This is a genomic window from Serratia sp. SA088, from assembly GCF_049065515.1.
Taxonomy (GTDB): domain Bacteria; phylum Pseudomonadota; class Gammaproteobacteria; order Enterobacterales; family Enterobacteriaceae; genus Serratia; species Serratia nematodiphila.
In genome coordinates this window covers 184,349-200,149 of record NZ_JBAKGW010000002.1, presented here as the reverse complement: position 1 = coordinate 200,149, position 15,801 = coordinate 184,349, and the positions used below count along the sequence as shown (strand labels likewise).

The 15,801-nt window shown below is 57.2% G+C and carries 14 protein-coding genes and 1 other annotated feature; of the genes, 13 read left to right on the top strand and 1 reads right to left on the bottom strand.

The genetic code is table 11. The features are described 5' to 3' along the window. The first annotated feature begins 13 nt into the window (after positions 1-13). From ACOWVD_RS05850 to ACOWVD_RS05830, 5 genes are all read left to right on the top strand, one after another. Entirely contained in the window at positions 14-739 is a 726-nt protein-coding gene (locus ACOWVD_RS05850) for a gluconate 2-dehydrogenase subunit 3 family protein (protein WP_164095027.1), read from the top strand. 2 nt (positions 740-741) lie between these two features. After that, positions 742-2,523: a GMC family oxidoreductase gene (locus tag ACOWVD_RS05845; protein WP_004931432.1), complete on the top strand. Its 1,782-nt coding sequence runs from the start codon at positions 742-744 to the stop codon at positions 2,521-2,523. A 12-nt stretch (positions 2,524-2,535) separates the two neighbouring features. Then, positions 2,536-3,873, top strand: coding sequence for a c-type cytochrome (locus ACOWVD_RS05840; protein WP_004931431.1), 1,338 nt, complete (start codon positions 2,536-2,538; stop codon positions 3,871-3,873). Positions 3,874-4,130: 257 nt separating this feature from the next. Continuing rightward, complete coding sequence (locus tag ACOWVD_RS05835; protein ID WP_325994279.1) at positions 4,131-5,414, top strand: HAAAP family serine/threonine permease; 1,284 nt, start codon at positions 4,131-4,133, stop codon at positions 5,412-5,414. A 150-nt stretch (positions 5,415-5,564) separates the two neighbouring features. Further along, complete coding sequence (locus ACOWVD_RS05830) at positions 5,565-6,698, top strand: ABC transporter substrate-binding protein (protein WP_197798823.1); 1,134 nt, start codon at positions 5,565-5,567, stop codon at positions 6,696-6,698. A 37-nt stretch (positions 6,699-6,735) separates the two neighbouring features. On the opposite strand, the gene ACOWVD_RS05825 is transcribed toward ACOWVD_RS05830, so the two are convergent. After that, positions 6,736-7,422 carry a MarC family NAAT transporter gene (locus tag ACOWVD_RS05825; protein WP_004931428.1) on the bottom strand — a complete coding sequence of 229 codons (687 nt, stop codon included), beginning with the start codon at positions 7,420-7,422 and terminating at the stop codon, positions 6,736-6,738. Positions 7,423-7,864: 442 nt separating this feature from the next. On the opposite strand from ACOWVD_RS05825, the gene ACOWVD_RS05820 reads away from it, so the two are divergent. From ACOWVD_RS05820 to pheS, 8 genes are all read left to right on the top strand, one after another. After that, positions 7,865-8,488, top strand: a complete 624-nt coding sequence (locus ACOWVD_RS05820) for a hypothetical protein (protein ID WP_049239986.1) — start codon at positions 7,865-7,867, stop codon at positions 8,486-8,488. Between the two features lie 261 nt (positions 8,489-8,749). Continuing rightward, positions 8,750-10,912, top strand: coding sequence for a hypothetical protein (locus ACOWVD_RS05815; RefSeq protein WP_049239985.1), 2,163 nt, complete (start codon positions 8,750-8,752; stop codon positions 10,910-10,912). A 297-nt stretch (positions 10,913-11,209) separates the two neighbouring features. Continuing rightward, complete coding sequence (gene thrS, locus ACOWVD_RS05810) at positions 11,210-13,138, top strand: threonine--tRNA ligase (RefSeq protein ID WP_015377696.1); 1,929 nt, start codon at positions 11,210-11,212, stop codon at positions 13,136-13,138. A 3-nt stretch (positions 13,139-13,141) separates the two neighbouring features. Next, positions 13,142-13,693, top strand: coding sequence for a translation initiation factor IF-3 (gene infC / locus ACOWVD_RS05805; RefSeq protein WP_048233542.1), 552 nt, complete (start codon positions 13,142-13,144; stop codon positions 13,691-13,693). Between the two features lie 98 nt (positions 13,694-13,791). Further along, positions 13,792-13,989, top strand: coding sequence for a 50S ribosomal protein L35 (gene rpmI, locus ACOWVD_RS05800; RefSeq protein ID WP_004931418.1), 198 nt, complete (start codon positions 13,792-13,794; stop codon positions 13,987-13,989). Between the two features lie 43 nt (positions 13,990-14,032). Further along, on the top strand, positions 14,033-14,389 hold the full coding sequence (gene rplT / locus ACOWVD_RS05795; RefSeq protein WP_004931417.1) for a 50S ribosomal protein L20: 357 nt from the start codon (positions 14,033-14,035) through the stop codon (positions 14,387-14,389). 113 nt (positions 14,390-14,502) lie between these two features. Beyond that, positions 14,503-14,625: a sequence feature (Phe leader region), on the top strand. Next, positions 14,507-14,551 carry a pheST operon leader peptide PheM gene (gene pheM / locus ACOWVD_RS05790; protein ID WP_139074214.1) on the top strand — a complete coding sequence of 15 codons (45 nt, stop codon included), beginning with the start codon at positions 14,507-14,509 and terminating at the stop codon, positions 14,549-14,551. It overlaps the preceding feature by 45 nt. 186 nt (positions 14,626-14,811) lie before the next feature. Further along, positions 14,812-15,795 carry a phenylalanine--tRNA ligase subunit alpha gene (gene pheS / locus ACOWVD_RS05785; RefSeq protein ID WP_004931416.1) on the top strand — a complete coding sequence of 328 codons (984 nt, stop codon included), beginning with the start codon at positions 14,812-14,814 and terminating at the stop codon, positions 15,793-15,795. Positions 15,796-15,801: the final 6 nt, after the last annotated feature.

Here is a 15,801-nt window from a genome sequence, read left to right as displayed (position 1 = left end):
GATGGAATGTGACATGTCGAATCATAAAACCAACAATTCGCGGCGCGATTTCTTGTTGAAATCGATGACCTTAATTCCTGCGGCGGTAATTGGTGGCAGCGGCGTTGGCGCGCTGACGGCACCGACACCGGCGGTCGCAGCCTCGAACACCTCAACGCAGAACGATTACCAACCGACCTTTTTCACCCCGGAAGAGTGGGCCTTCATCAAGGCCGCCGTCGCGCGCCTGATCCCGGCCGACGATCGCGGCCCCGGCGCGCTGGAAGCCGGCGTGCCGGAGTTTATCGATCGCCAGATGAATACCCCGTACGCCACCGGCTCCATCTGGTACATGCAGGGGCCGTTCAACCCCGATGTGCCGAAGGAGATGGGCTATCAGCTGCCGCTGGTGCCCAAGCAAATCTACAACCTCGGCATCGCAGACGCCGACGCCTACAGCAAAAAAACCGCCGGCAAGCCTTTCGCCGAACTGGATGGCGCGCAGCAGGACGCCATGCTGCAAAAGTTCGAGTCCGGCGAGGCGGAGTTCCGGCAACTGCCGTCGAAACTGTTCTTCTCCTATCTGCTGCAAAACACCCGCGAAGGTTTCTTCAGCGATCCGATCCATGGCGGCAACAAAGACATGGTGGGTTGGAAGCTGATTAATTTTCCGGGCGCGCGCGCCGATTTTATGGACTGGGTTGAGCGAGGGGAGCGTTATCCCTTCCCACCGGTCTCGATTCGTGGGGAGAGGGGCTAACCATGGCAACGGTAATGAAAAAAGTAGACGCGGTGATCGTCGGCTTCGGCTGGGTGGGCGCGATCATGGCCAAAGAGCTGACCGAGGCCGGCCTCAACGTGGTGGCGCTGGAGCGCGGCCCGATGCGCGACACCTATCCGGACGGTTCTTACCCGCAGGTGATCGACGAGCTGACCTATAACATTCGGCGCAAGCTGTTCCAGGATCTGTCGAAAAGCACCGTCACCATTCGCCATAACAGCAGCCAGACCGCGGTGCCTTACCGCCAGCTGGCGGCGTTCCTGCCGGGCACCGGCGTCGGCGGCGCCGGCCTGCACTGGTCGGGCGTGCATTTCCGCGTCGATCCGATCGAACTGCGCATGCGCAGCCATTATGAAGAGCGTTATGGCAAAAACTTCATTCCGAAGGACATGACCATCCAGGACTTCGGCGTGACTTACGACGAGCTAGAGCCGTTCTTCGACAAGGCGGAGAAAGTGTTCGGCACCTCCGGCACCGCCTGGACCATCAAGGGGCAGAAAGTAGCGCAGAAGGGCGGCAACCGCTTTGCGCCGGATCGCTCCGACGACTTCCCGCTGCCGGCGCAGAAAAATACCTACTCCGCTCAGCTGTTCGAGAAAGCGGCGCTGGAGGTGGGTTACCACCCTTACAACCTGCCGTCCGCCAACACCTCGGATTCTTACACCAACCCGTACGGCGCGCAGATGGGCCCGTGCAACTTCTGCGGTTTCTGCAGCGGCTACGCCTGCTACATGTATTCCAAGGCCTCGCCGAACGTCAACATCTTGCCGGCGCTGCGCATGGAGAAACGCTTCGAGCTGCGCACCAACGCCAACGTGCTGAAGGTCAACCTGACCGACGACAAATCCCGCGCCACCGGCGTGAACTACGTCGATGCGCAGGGCCGCGAGATTGAACAGCCGGCCGATCTGGTGATCCTGGGCGCGTTCCAGTTCCACAACGTGCACCTGATGCTGCTGTCCGGCATCGGCAAGCCTTACGATCCGGTAACTGGCGAAGGGGTGGTCGGGCGCAACTTCGCCTACCAGAACATGACCACCATCAAGGCGTTCTTCGATAAAGACGTGTTCACCAACCCGTTCATCGGCGCCGGCGGCAACGGCGTGGGCGTGGACGACTTCAACGCCGACAACTTCGATCACGCCAAAGAAGGCTTCGTCGGCGGTTCGCCATTCTGGGTCAACCAGGCGGGCACCAAGCCGATCTCCGGCCTGCCGACCCCGCCGGGCACCCCGGCCTGGGGCAGCAAGTGGAAAGCGGCGGTGGCGGATGCCTACACCCATCACGTCTCGATGGACGCCCACGGCGCGCACCAGTCGTACCGCAATAACTATCTGGATCTCGATCCCAACTACAAGAACGTCTTTGGCCAGCCGCTGCTGCGCATGACGTTCGACTGGCAGGAAAACGACATCAAGATGGCGCAGTTCATGTACGACAAGATGGCGCCGATCGCCAAGGCGATGAACCCGAAACTGATCGCCGGCAGCCCGAAAAACGCCAACAGCCACTTCGACACCACCAGCTACCAGACTACCCACATGAACGGCGGTGCGGTGATGGGGGAAGATCCGAAGACCAGCGCGGTCAACCGCTATCTGCAGAGCTGGGACGTGCACAACGTGTTCTCGATCGGCGCATCGGCCTTCCCGCAAGGGCTGGGCTACAACCCGACCGGCACCGTGGCGGCGCTGGCTTACTGGTCTGCCCGCGCCATTCGCGAGCAGTATCTGAAAAACCCAGGCCCATTGGTGCAGGCATAAGGACGGCGAACGATGAAAGCATTTGTACCGGCACTGGTTCTCAGTGCAGTGAGTTTTTCCGTTTGGGCGCAGGACGCCACCGTCAGCAGCGAGCTGATCAAGCGCGGCGAGTACCTGGCGCGCGCCGGTGACTGCGTGGCCTGTCATACCGATGGCAAGAACGGCAAAACCTTCGCCGGCGGCCTGGCGATGGAGACGCCGATCGGCACCATCTACTCGACCAACATCACGCCGGACAAGAAAACCGGCATCGGCGATTACAGCTTCGAGGATTTCGACAACGCGGTGCGTAAGGGCGTAGCCAAAAACGGCAGCACCCTGTACCCGGCGATGCCGTACCCGTCGTTCGCGCTGGTGAAAGAGGACGACATGCGCGCCATGTATGCCTATTTCATGCACGGCGTGCAGCCGGTGGAACAGGCCAACAAGGACTCCGACATCCCGTGGCCGCTGTCGATGCGCTGGCCGCTGAGCATCTGGCGCGGCATGTTTGCGCCGTCGCCGGCGGACTTCGTTGCCGACGCCAAGGCCGATCCGGTGATTGAACGCGGACGCTACCTGGTGGAAGGCCTGGGCCACTGCGGCGCTTGCCATACCCCGCGCAGCATCACCATGCAGGAGAAAGCGTTGAGCAACAGCGAAAGCGACGACTACCTGTCCGGCAGCAACGCGCCGATCGACGGGTGGGTGGCTTCCAGCCTGCGCGGCGACCGCAAGGACGGCCTGGGCAGCTGGAGCGAAGCCGAGCTGACCGAGTTCCTGAAAACCGGCCGTAACGACAAGGCGATCGTGTTCGGCGGCATGAGCGACGTGGTGGAGCACAGCCTGCAATACCTGAGCGACGACGATCTGACCGCCATCGCGCGCTACCTGAAATCGCTGCCGCCGAAAGACGGCAAGCAGCAGGCGGCGCCGGTCGAAGACAGCGTGGCCAAGGATCTGTGGCGCGGCGACGACAGCAAGCCCGGCGCGGCGCTGTATGTCGATAACTGCGCGGCCTGCCACCGCACCGACGGCGTGGGCTACAAGCGCGCCTTCCCGTCGCTGAAGGGCAATCCGGTGGTGCAGACCGAGGACGCGACTTCGCTGATCCACATCGTGCTGACCGGCAACACTACGCCGGCGGTGCAGGGGGCGGTATCCAACATCACCATGCCGCCGTTTGGCTGGCGTCTGAACGATCAGCAGGTGGCGGACGTGGTGAACTTCATCCGCTCGAGCTGGGGCAACAGCGCCAAACCGGTGAGCGCTTCCGACGTAGCCGACGTGCGTAAAGACCGCTCGATGATCCGCGACGAGAAGGAGATGGGCAGCGCCGAGGTGCCGGACCATCCGGACGCGAAGAAATAAACCGCTTAAGGGCTCCGCAAGGGGCCCTTAGTTTTTACTGAGTGCGCCGTTTTTTTCAGCACATTGTGTTCGCAAATCGTCCGTTCAGCCGATAAAACATAGACCCGCAGCGGATTTTTCATTATCCTTTGCCGTCCTTTCATCAGGCGTAAGTATGAAATATCGCTTTAATTCACTGATTATTATTAAAAAACTCGCGGAGAAGGATATCCCGTTAGGCGCAATCGTTGTCGCCGCAGATTAAGGTAGACTGTCTCATGAGTACGATTTCTCCCGATTCAGGCACGCTGACGGCCGCTAAGCCTGCCAAATGGAACAAAACCGACACCGTCTGGATGTTCGGTCTCTATGCGACTGCGGTGGGCGCCGGTACGTTGTTCTTGCCGATCAACGCCGGCCTGAACGGCCCGCTGGTGTTGCTGTTGATGGCGCTGTTCGCTTTCCCGCTGACCTATTTGCCGCACCGCGCGCTCAGCCGCTTCGTGCTTTCCGGCTCCAGCCGCGACGGCAACATTCACGATGTGGTGGTGGAGCACTTCGGCGTGCTGGCCGGCAAAATCATCATGATGCTGTATCTGATGGCGTTCTTCCCGATCGTGCTGGTGTACAGCATTTCGATCACCAACGCGCTGGACAGCTTCCTGATCCATCAGTTCCACGTGGCCCCGCTGCCGCGCATCTGGCTGAGCCTGGCGGTGGTGGTGGTGCTCAATCTGGTGCTGCTGCGCGGCAAAGACAGCATCGTGGCGGCGATGGGCATGCTGGTGTTCCCACTGCTGGTGTTCCTGATGGGCATTTCGCTCTATCTGATGCCGAGTTGGAATACCGCCAACTTCGTGCACGGCCTGGCCGCCACCCGCTTCGACACGCCGGGGTTGTGGCATTCGCTGTGGCTGGCGGTGCCGGTGATGGTGTTCTCCTTCAGCCATGCGCCGATCATCTCTTCCTTCGCCTCGACCCAGAAGAGCCTGTACGGCGACAAGGCGGAACGCCGCTGCGCGCGCATCATGCGCTATAGCTATGTGCTGATCTGCGTTACCGTGCTGTTCTTCGTGTTCAGCTGCGTGCTGAGCCTGTCTCATGAAGACATGCGGCAGGCGAAAGAGCAGAACATCACGGTGCTGACTACGCTGGCCAACAAGTTCTCCAACCCGCTGATCGCCTACCTTGGCCCGGTGATGGCGATGCTGGCGATGGCCAAATCCTATCTCGGCACTTCGCTGGGGGTGACGGAAGGGGCGACCAGCCTGATCGACGGCGTCACGCGCGCGGTCGGCAAGCCGCTCAGCTCGCGCATGACGCACCGCATCTCGGCGGTGGCGCTGTTCCTGCTCACCTGGGCGGCGACGGTGTGGAACCCCAGCGCGCTGCACATCATCGAAACCATCAGCGGCCCGCTGATTGCCGCCATCCTGTTCATTCTGCCGATGTACGCCGTGCGTGCGGTGCCGGCCATGCGCCAGTACCGCGCGGCGAGCAACGTATTCGTGCTGGTGATGGGCCTGATTGCGCTGTCGGCGCTGATCTACGGCCTGATGTGATCCCCTGGGCGCGCCGCTTCCGGCGCGCCTCTTATCCTTCCTTTACACATCCCTTTGCAATTAATCGCCGACATGCCGGGCGTTATCTTTGATAATGCAAGCCATTCTCATTAGTATTTTCTGAATGTATTCATGACTAAGGAGTTTTTCGTGCACCGTCGAATCATTTTGCCGGCGCTGGTTTGCGCCGCCTTGCTCGCCTCTCCGGCGATGGCCACCACTTATCCGCTGACGCTGACCGACACGTCCGGCCAGACGATCACCCTCCAGCAAGAGCCGAAACGCATCGTGGTGCAGGACGGGCGCGACATTCTCACGCTGGCGCTGCTCGATCGCGCCAATCCGTTCGGCCGGCTGGTGGCCTGGAATAACCTGCTGAAGAAAAGCGATGCGGCGACCTGGGATATCTTGCAGAGCAAATGGCCGGGGGCGAAAAACATCATCGATATGGGATTCAGCGATAAGGGTGAAGTGAACCTGGAGAGCGTGATCGCCAAGCGGCCCGATCTGATGATCGCCCAGCTGCGCTCCAAGCCTTCGCTGAGCCAAACCGGCGTGCTGGATAAGCTGAAGGCGCTGAACGTGCCGGTGCTGTTCATCGATACCATGCTCAAGCCGGTGGAAAACACGCCGAAAAGCGTGACGCTGCTGGGGGAAACCCTCAACCGCGAAAGCGAAGCCAAGCAATATACCGATTATTATCAGCAGCATTATCAGGCCATTCTGGCCAAAACGCAGGCGGTGGCACCCAAACCGCGGGTGTTTTTCGAAGCCAAGGCTGGCCTGAATGGGCTGGAGTCCTGCTGCTTCACCCATGCGCACGTCGGCTGGGGGGCGCTGGTCGAGGCGGTCGGCGCGCGCAACATCGGCTCTGCGCTGTTGCCGGGCGCGACCGGCGACGTGGCGCTGGAAAAAGTGATCGCCATGAAACCGGACGCCTACATCGTTTCCGGCTCACAGTGGGCCAGCAAGACCAACGCCGCGGTGCCGTTCGGCTATGGCGTGACGCAGCAACAGGTGGATGAGGCTTTCAACCGCATGAAACAGCGCCCGGGCTTCGCGCAGGTGTCGGCGGTGAAAGAGGGGCGGTTCTACGGCATCTACCATAATTTCTACAACCATCCGTACAACATCGTCGGGCTGGAGTATCTGGCGAAGTTTATCTACCCGGCGCAGTTCCCGGATCTGGATCCGGCCAACACCTACAGCGAGATCCTCAGCCGCTTTACCGAAGTGCCGGAAGGCAAGGGCATTTTGGGCGCGCAGGCGCCGATGGGGAAATAACGGCAACGGGCGCGACGATCGCGCCCGTTTTGTGTGATCAGGCGGCCGGCGTATAGGTGGAGATGATCTCCAGCACGCCGTTGATAATGAACTGTACCCCCATGCACACCAGCAGGAAGCCCATCAGGCGCGAGATCGCCTCGATGCCGCTTTTCCCCACCAGTCGCATGATGGCGCCGGAGCTGAGCAGGCAGCCCCACAGGATCACCGCGACCGTTAGGAAGATGGCGACCGGCGCCACGGCCAGCACCCAGGGTTCAAAACCCAGCGTGTTCGCTTTGACGCTCGACGCCGAGCTGATGATCATCGCGATGGTGCCCGGCCCGGCGGTGCTCGGCATGGCCAACGGCACGAAGGCGATGTTGGCCGATGTCTTGTGGCGCAGCTCGTGCGACTTGCTCTCCACCTCCGGCGCCTCATCGGCGCTTTGTTGCGGGAACAGCATGCGGAAACCGATGAAGGCGACGATCAGGCCGCCGGCGATGCGCAGGCCGGGGATCGAAATACCGAAAGTGTTCATCACCACCTGCCCGGCGTAAAACGCCACCGTCATGATGCAGAACACATAAACCGAGGCCATCAGCGACTGCTGATTGCGCTCTTCGCGCGTCATATTACCGGACAAACCGAGCAGCAATGCCACCGTGGTCAGCGGGTTGGCCAGCGGCAACAGCAGCACCAAACCCAGTCCGATGGCCTGGAATAACTGCAAAATACCCGTCATAAAGTAGACTCCCTGTGCAACGTTCAGGCCGCCAAGCGGCGGCCTACGAGCTAAACAGCCTAGCCTGCCGCGTGCCTGGCGGCAATGGGGATAGCTCGTAACGTTAATTAACCGTCGGCCGGCGTTTCATCATTGCCGTTGCACTCGCCGGCGAGCTCAGGTTCATCCTCACATCCCAACGGGGCGTCGTTGACCGCAATCGCCCGCGGCGCCGAACGCGCACCAAAATGCATCAGCCCCTATAACGTCGTTAATACCGCGCACCCATGATGAGCGCAGGCTGAAAAACGAGCGGCGCTCAGAAAAAATGCACAATTTTTGTGTTTTATGGCCTTTTTCGCCGCAATTGGCCGGTAAAGGCCGACGTTCAGCACCAATTGCTACACCCCGCAGGCTCAGCTGCCTACCATAGGCGCGCTTTAAAACGATAATGAGATTGATTATGCAAGACGAGTTGAAACTTTTACTGGGGAAAATCAGCGCATTCGCGCTTTCCGCCGCCTTCATGGCGGCATTGGTCGGCCTGGTGTTTATCGATGTGCACTGGTTGCATAACTTCGTGCATGAAACCTCGCTGACCGAAGCGGCGCAGGAACTGTTGCTGCTCGCCATCGCCGGCGGTTTTTTCGCCGCGGCCTGGCGGCAGGCGGAACGCCGCTCCGCCTGGATGCTGGTCGGCGGCTTCTTTCTCTGCATGCTGATCCGCGAGATGGACTTCGCTTTCGATGCGTTGTGGCACGGCGCCTGGGTGTGGTTCGCGCTGGCGGTCACCTTGGTCTGTCTGTGCCATGCCGCCAGGCACATTGCGGCGACGGTGCGCGGCCTGGCCGATTTCGTGACGCATCCCGGCTACGGCATGATGTGCGCCGGTCTGCTGTGCATTCTGGTGTTTTCACGCCTGTTCGGCATGAGCGCGCTGTGGCAAACGCTGATGCTGGACGGCTATAACCGGGTAGTGAAAAACATGGTGGAAGAGGGCTGCGAACTGCTGGGCTACGGCCTGTGTCTGTTGGCCGCATTAAGTTATTTGAAAGACGCCTTGAAGTCGCGAAAGGAGAATCGTTAGCTGAAAAATCATGATGTTATAACGAGCATGGTAGCCCGTTTTTCGGGTCAGTTCGCGATCACCCCCAACCCCGCATTCGTGGGGTTTTTTTTACGTTGTTTGAGAATGGGCACAATAGCGACCGTTTGGGCTCGGGTTCGCGGATAGGTATAGTTGTCGCACTGTATATAAATACAGTTTTTTGGCTTGCTGTGTTGGAAAGTGTCAGTAACCAACGATAACCTATTGATATTTAATCATTACAAATTAAGGATTCCATTTATGAGTGATGAATACGAATACGCCGCCGACGCCGCGACTGAAGTCGAAAGCTTTGAACGCCTGCGCCAATTGGCGCCGACGGCCGAAGGCGAGAAAATCAAGCTGCGCAGTTGGCATACAGATAAAGACCTTGGCGGCGGCGAGTTTGTTGGACACTTGGGCAACGCGAGCGATGATGGCGGCATTATTGCCGCAGGCAACGGTTACTATTGGAAGCGCATTCTGGAAAATGAAGTGCACGCCAATATGTTCGGCGCCTTGCCGGCTTCCGTGGATAGTCAATACGACTCCGCGCCGGCGTTCCGCGCCGCGGTTGCGGCGGTCAAAATTCATAACCGCAGCAAGCTTTACTACGAAGGCAACTATAACCTCAAATCCGTCGGCCCAACGGTATATGAGCTGCCGTATGACGACGGTACCGTTTCCCCTAATTTTAAAGCCAAGGGGGAAGTTGACATCGATCCGGAAGAGATTCATACGATGCCGATCGTTTTGGATATTCCGAGCTATGTGGTGTTGGAGGGGCTGGGCAATATCAGTTCAGCGTTGATCTTCACCTGGCGGCGCGGCGAAGGTCCGATCGACACGCAGCAGGCGATCGGCATCTGTTGGCGCGTTGCGGGTTATCCCGCCAAAGACCGCATGACGGACATGGTTCGCGGCGTTGGGTTGGTTAACACATCCATTTCTTCTGCCTTTATCGGTTGCCTGGCGGACGGCGTTTTGTTCTACCGGATCAATTTCCGCGACCTGATTTTCAATAACTGTGGCTTGCCGTTCATCGCGCAGGGCTCGGATGCCGTGACGTTCGCCGGTTCCACCTCTCTGGAGTCATGCATGGCGGGCATCATCATTGGCGGGATGTGGCTGACGCGCAACGATACCTGGGTGGGCGGCAAGTGGGTGCCACCTTATGCCGACGACACCGACGTTTATGCCATGGGCTGGTGCGACTACACCACCTTTGAATTCCTGAGCGGTTCTTATCCTTCCCCTGGCTATACGCCGCGCCATAAGGTGCTTGATGAGTTTTTCAATACCTACTTCTACAAATCAGCCAACTCCGAGCCAGTGGCGAAGGGCGGGCGTTTAACCGCCACGGATTTCCAGGGTATCGTGTCGGACTATAATGGAAAGGATCCGTATCGCGGCGTGGCGGGGCGTTTCTTCATCAACTTCTCTCGTTACAAACGCGGCAACTGCAACGTGCAGATTAAGGACATGAAGGTTTATGGCCCACCGCGCGTACCGGTTTATACGCCACGCATTCAGGGGCAAGATTATTACGGCACTATCGAGAATGCCTACATCGAACGCGTTGGTTTTATCGAACATACCAAGCCCTGGAGCGATGCGAACGATTTCTACAAGAGCCTGGATACCTTTAACCCGGATTATAAAACATGCCCGAACCTGGTCGCTGAAGGGGTGATTGGCGCGCGCAAAGTTACTTTGCAGGGTACGCCATATCGGCCGACATCCCAGGGGATGGCCCACAGCAATACCCGCCAGCATTTTAACATTTGGACCGATGATCTGGAGAAGTGGAAAGAGAACACGAGCAGCTCTGCCGTGATTAACGATTGCCTGGTTTATGACAACAATGGCAAAGGGTGGTGGGTCTGGCGTAATTTTATGGATCGAGTGTTTACTCGTCCGCTGATTTTCAACGAGGATGATGTCGGCAAACTGGAGAAGGCGTTTAAGTGGCGCGTAGACCAGTTGGTGCTCAGTTTGAAATCCGCCGGCGCGACGGTGGCGTCGATCAATGCGAACGCACAATGGTTTAGCGGGTTGGGCTACATTAGCGTGGAGATCCCTATTCCCGACAACGCCGCCAGTGATAACGGCATGCTGTCCGTTACCTGGCTGCCTAAGATTGATCCGGACTCGCCGACGGGTATCAAGGGCACGACGTCCATGGTATCGGGTTACAGCATCGTCACAACCGAGAATATCGACGTCAAGAATGGCGCCGGCACGGTTGTTGGCAGCTTTAGCCAGAAAAAAGAAGTCAAAGGCGTCACCATGAACAATCAGCAGCTCTACCTGCATTCGGATCGCGAGTGCAGCGATGCGGCGCGATTGAAAATGAGTGACTTCAAACCCGGCAGCAGCATTACGGTTCAGATCTGCTTCCCGGCCAAGTTTAACTGGTATTGATTTTTGCAAGCGCTTTAGTTTTAGAGGGAGGGGAGGCTCCTCCCTTTCTTATCAGGCTTTACGCCCATTCAGCGAATTTTTGCTCAATCCTTTGGTGGAAGATGGCCTTTCTAAAGTGATAAACTCATTATCCCGTTATGACGTAACAACATAGTACATTTGAAACTGTGTCTCTATGCGTGTACATATCTGGCAGGGTAAAGCTGGATAGCGTCGATAACATCTTGTAGTTAAACAACATTGTATTTCTTCATGTGATCTGTCGTGTGGGTCACCACTGTAGATAAGGAATTATTAATGCCTGTTATTACTCTTCCTGACGGTAGTCAGCGTCATTTCGACCACCCCGTTTCCCCAATGGATGTCGCGCGCGATATCGGCCCTGGCCTGGCGAAAGCCTGTATCGCCGGTCGCGTCAATGGCGAACTGGTTGATGCCAGCGATCTGATCGAATCGGATGCGCAGCTGGCCATCATCACCATCAAAGACGAAGACGGTCTGGAAATCATGCGCCACTCCTGCGCGCACCTGCTGGGTCATGCGATCAAGCAGCTGTGGCCGGATACCAAAATGGCGATCGGTCCTGTTATCGACAACGGTTTCTATTATGACGTGGATATCGACCGCACCCTGACGCAGGAAGACCTGGATCTGCTGGAAAAGCGGATGCACGAGTTGGCCGATAAGGATTACGACGTCATCAAGAAGAAGGTCAGCTGGCAAGAAGCCCGCGACACCTTCGCTGAGCGCGGCGAAATCTATAAAGTGGCGATCCTGGATGAGAACATCAGCCATGACGATCGTCCTGGCCTGTATCACCACGAAGAATACATCGACATGTGCCGCGGCCCGCACGTGCCGAACATGCGTTTCTGCCACCATTTCAAGCTGCAGAAAACCTCCGGCGCTTACTGGCGCGGTGACAGCAAAAACAAAATGCTGCAGCGTATCTACGGTACCGCCTGGGCAGACAAGAAGCAGCTGAACGCCTACCTGCAACGCCTGGAAGAGGCGGCCAAGCGCGATCACCGCAAGATCGGCAAACAGCTCGATCTGTATCACATGCAGGAAGAAGCGCCGGGCATGGTGTTCTGGCACAACGACGGTTGGACTATCTTCCGCGAGCTGGAAGCCTTCGTGCGCATGAAGCTCAAAGAGTACCAGTACCAGGAAGTGAAAGGTCCGTTTATGATGGACCGCGTGCTGTGGGAAAAAACCGGCCACTGGGAAAACTACAAAGACGCCATGTTCACCACCGCGTCGGAAAACCGCGAATACTGCATCAAGCCGATGAACTGCCCGGGTCACGTGCAGATCTTCAACCAGGGCCTGAAGTCGTACCGCGATTTGCCGCTGCGCATGGGCGAATTCGGCAGCTGCCACCGCAACGAGCCTTCGGGTTCCCTGCACGGCCTGATGCGCGTGCGCGGCTTCACGCAGGATGACGCCCACATCTTCTGTACCGAAGAGCAGGTGCGCGCCGAAGTGAACGAATGCATTCGCATGGTCTATGACGTGTACGGCACTTTCGGCTTCGACAAGATCGCCGTCAAGCTGTCGACTCGCCCGGAAAAACGCATCGGCACCGACGACATGTGGACCCGTGCGGAAGAAGACCTGGCCGCCGCGCTGACCGAGAACGGCATTCCGTTCGAGTACCAGCCGGGCGAGGGCGCCTTCTACGGACCGAAAATTGAATTTACCCTGCATGATTGTTTGGATCGCGCATGGCAATGTGGTACCGTGCAGCTCGATTTCTTCTTGCCGGGCCGTTTGGGCGCGTCGTACGTTGGCGAAAACAACGATCGCGTCGTGCCGGTAATGATTCACCGCGCCATTTTGGGCTCCATGGAACGCTTCATCGGTATCCTGACCGAAGAATACGCCGGGTTCTACCCGACCTGGATCGCTCCGGTGCAGGTGGTGGTGATGAATATCACCGACAGCCAGTCTGATTACGTCCAGCAATTGACCAAAAAACTGCAGGATGCAGGTATTCGCGTGAAAGCGGACTTGAGAAATGAGAAGATTGGCTTTAAAATTCGCGAACATACTTTACGTCGAGTCCCTTACATGTTGGTGTGCGGCGACAAAGAGGTCGAAGCTGGCAAAGTTGCCGTTCGTACCCGCCGTGGCAAAGACCTGGGAAGCCTGGACGTAAACGAAGTCGTAGACAAGCTGCTGAAAGAGATTCGCAGCCGTAGTCTTCATCAACTGGAGGAATAAAGTATTAAAGGCGGAAAACGAGTTCAACCGGCGCGTCCTAATCGCATTAACAGAGAAATTCGCGCGCAAGAAGTTCGCCTAACCGGCGTCGATGGCGAGCAGATTGGTATTGTCAGTCTGAATGAAGCTCTTGAAAAAGCTGAGGAAGCGGGCGTTGATTTAGTAGAAATCAGCCCAAATGCCGAACCGCCAGTTTGCCGAATCATGGATTACGGCAAATTCCTCTACGAGAAGAGCAAGTCGACGAAAGAACAGAAGAAGAAGCAAAAAGTTATTCAGGTCAAGGAAATCAAATTCCGTCCTGGCACCGATGATGGCGACTATCAGGTCAAACTACGCAACCTGATTCGCTTTCTGGAAGATGGCGATAAAGCCAAAATCACCCTGCGTTTCCGTGGGCGTGAGATGGCGCACCAGCAGATCGGTATGGAAGTGCTTAACCGCGTCCGTAAAGACCTGTGTGAAGATATGGATCTGGCAGTGGTCGAATCCTTCCCTACGAAGATCGAAGGCCGCCAGATGATTATGGTGCTCGCTCCTAAGAAGAAACAGTAAGGCTTACAAGTAATGGAACCCGCGCGGCGCTTGCGCTGTGTGGGTTTTATTCGCCCAACTGATTCGTTGTTTAACAATGCGAAGTGGATTTAATTAAAATGCCAAAGATTAAAACTGTACGTGGTGCAGCCAAGCGCTTCAAAAAAACCGGCAGCGGTGGTTTTAAGCGTAAACATGCCAACCTGCGTCATATTCTGACCAAAAAAGCAACCAAGCGTAAACGTCACCTGCGTCCGAAAGGCATGGTGTCTAAAAACGATCTGGTCCTGGTTACCGCGTGCCTGCCGTACGCATAAGCCATTTTTTTTGAATTTAGAATAAGACTTTAGGAGAGAGCATATGGCTCGCGTAAAACGTGGTGTAATTGCACGCGCACGTCACAAGAAAATCATGAAGCAGGCGAAAGGTTACTACGGTGCCCGTTCGCGCGTATATCGTGTTGCCTTCCAGGCAGTAATCAAAGCAGGTCAGTATGCTTACCGTGACCGTCGTCAACGTAAGCGTCAGTTCCGTCAGCTGTGGATTGCACGTATCAACGCAGCTGCTCGTCAGAACGGTCTGTCTTACAGCAAGTTCATCAACGGCTTGAAAAAAGCCTCGATCGAAATTGACCGTAAGATCCTGGCTGACATCGCAGTCTTCGACAAAGTGGCCTTCGGCGCACTGGTTGAGAAAGCGAAAGCAGCTCTGGCGTAAGTCAGTTGAAGAGGGAGCTTGCTCCCTCTTTTAATCTTTGTTTTCAGCGACAAATATTGACTTTTATTGCCCGCCGCTATATCACTGGTGGACAATTATCGACAAGGTACCGCAATCATGCACGCAGCTCTTTTTCGTTTCTTTTTTTACTTTAGCGCCTGATTTCAGGAGGCTTTGCGCGTAAGAAAAGAAACGAAAAGTAGCGCCTAAGCCTCCCTCGTGGAGGCTTTTTTGTTTTTGGCCATCGTCTCGCCTTGCCAGGCGTTGCGGTGAGGGCGGCAGACGCAACGCGGGCCATGCGCCGCGCAGGCGAGCCGGCCGGCCGGCAACGTATTGAAAAGTCTTTGAATAATGGTCAAAGGCGTGTTCGAATATAGATAACAATTACTTAGGGCCATCCCGGCCAGAGGAAGAGGAAAGCAATGCCACATCTCGCAGAGCTGGTTGCCAATGCCAAGGCAGCCGTAGAAGATGCCCAGGATGTTGCCGCGTTAGATTTGGTGCGCGTCGAATATTTTGGCAAGAAAGGTCATTTCACCTTGCAGATGCAGTCTCTGCGTGACGTACCGGCGGAAGACCGTCCGGCGGCCGGCGCGGTGATCAACCAGGCCAAGCAAGAGGTGCAGGACGCGCTGAACGCGCGTAAGAACGCGCTGGAAAGCGCCGCGCTGAACGCGCGCCTGGCGGCTGAAACCATCGACGTCTCCCTGCCGGGCCGTCGCATGGAGAACGGCGGCCTGCATCCGGTGACCCGCACCATCGACCGTATCGAAACCTTCTTCGGCGAGTTGGGCTTTTCCGTTGCCACCGGCCCGGAGATTGAAGACGATTATCATAACTTCGACGCGCTGAACATCCCTGGGCACCACCCGGCGCGCGCCGACCACGATACCTTCTGGTTCGACGCCACACGCCTGCTGCGCACCCAGACTTCCGGCGTGCAGATCCGCACCATGAAGAACCAACAGCCGCCGATCCGTATCATTGCGCCGGGCCGCGTTTACCGTAACGACTACGATCAGACTCACACCCCGATGTTCCACCAGATGGAAGGTCTGATCGTCGATAAAGACATCAGCTTCACCAACCTGAAGGGCACGCTGCACGATTTCCTGAACAACTTCTTTGAAGAAGACCTGCAGGTTCGTTTCCGTCCGTCCTACTTCCCATTCACCGAGCCGTCCGCTGAAGTGGACGTGATGGGCAAGAACGGCAAGTGGCTGGAAGTGCTGGGCTGCGGCATGGTGCATCCGAACGTGCTGCGCAACGTCGGCATCGATCCGGAAGTTTACTCCGGCTTCGCCTTCGGCATGGGCATGGAGCGCCTGACGATGCTGCGTTACGGCGTCACCGACCTGCGCGCATTCTTCGAAAACGATCTGCGTTTCCTCAAACAGTTTAAGTAAGGCGGG

Excerpts from the sequence above, each read along its gene's own strand:
- ACOWVD_RS05850 (WP_164095027.1), top strand. The coding sequence starts at position 14 with ATGTCGAATCATAAAACCAACAATTCGCGGCGCGATTTCTTGTTGAAA.
- ACOWVD_RS05845 (WP_004931432.1), top strand. The coding sequence starts at position 742 with ATGGCAACGGTAATGAAAAAAGTAGACGCGGTGATCGTCGGCTTCGGC.
- ACOWVD_RS05840 (WP_004931431.1), top strand. The coding sequence starts at position 2,536 with ATGAAAGCATTTGTACCGGCACTGGTTCTCAGTGCAGTGAGTTTTTCC.
- ACOWVD_RS05835 (WP_325994279.1), top strand. The coding sequence starts at position 4,131 with ATGAGTACGATTTCTCCCGATTCAGGCACGCTGACGGCCGCTAAGCCT.
- ACOWVD_RS05825 (WP_004931428.1), bottom strand. The coding sequence starts at position 7,422 with ATGACGGGTATTTTGCAGTTATTCCAGGCCATCGGACTGGGTTTGGTG.
- ACOWVD_RS05820 (WP_049239986.1), top strand. The coding sequence starts at position 7,865 with ATGCAAGACGAGTTGAAACTTTTACTGGGGAAAATCAGCGCATTCGCG.
- ACOWVD_RS05815 (WP_049239985.1), top strand. The coding sequence starts at position 8,750 with ATGAGTGATGAATACGAATACGCCGCCGACGCCGCGACTGAAGTCGAA.
- thrS (WP_015377696.1), top strand. The coding sequence starts at position 11,210 with ATGCCTGTTATTACTCTTCCTGACGGTAGTCAGCGTCATTTCGACCAC.
- rpmI (WP_004931418.1), top strand. The coding sequence starts at position 13,792 with ATGCCAAAGATTAAAACTGTACGTGGTGCAGCCAAGCGCTTCAAAAAA.
- rplT (WP_004931417.1), top strand. The coding sequence starts at position 14,033 with ATGGCTCGCGTAAAACGTGGTGTAATTGCACGCGCACGTCACAAGAAA.
- pheS (WP_004931416.1), top strand. The coding sequence starts at position 14,812 with ATGCCACATCTCGCAGAGCTGGTTGCCAATGCCAAGGCAGCCGTAGAA.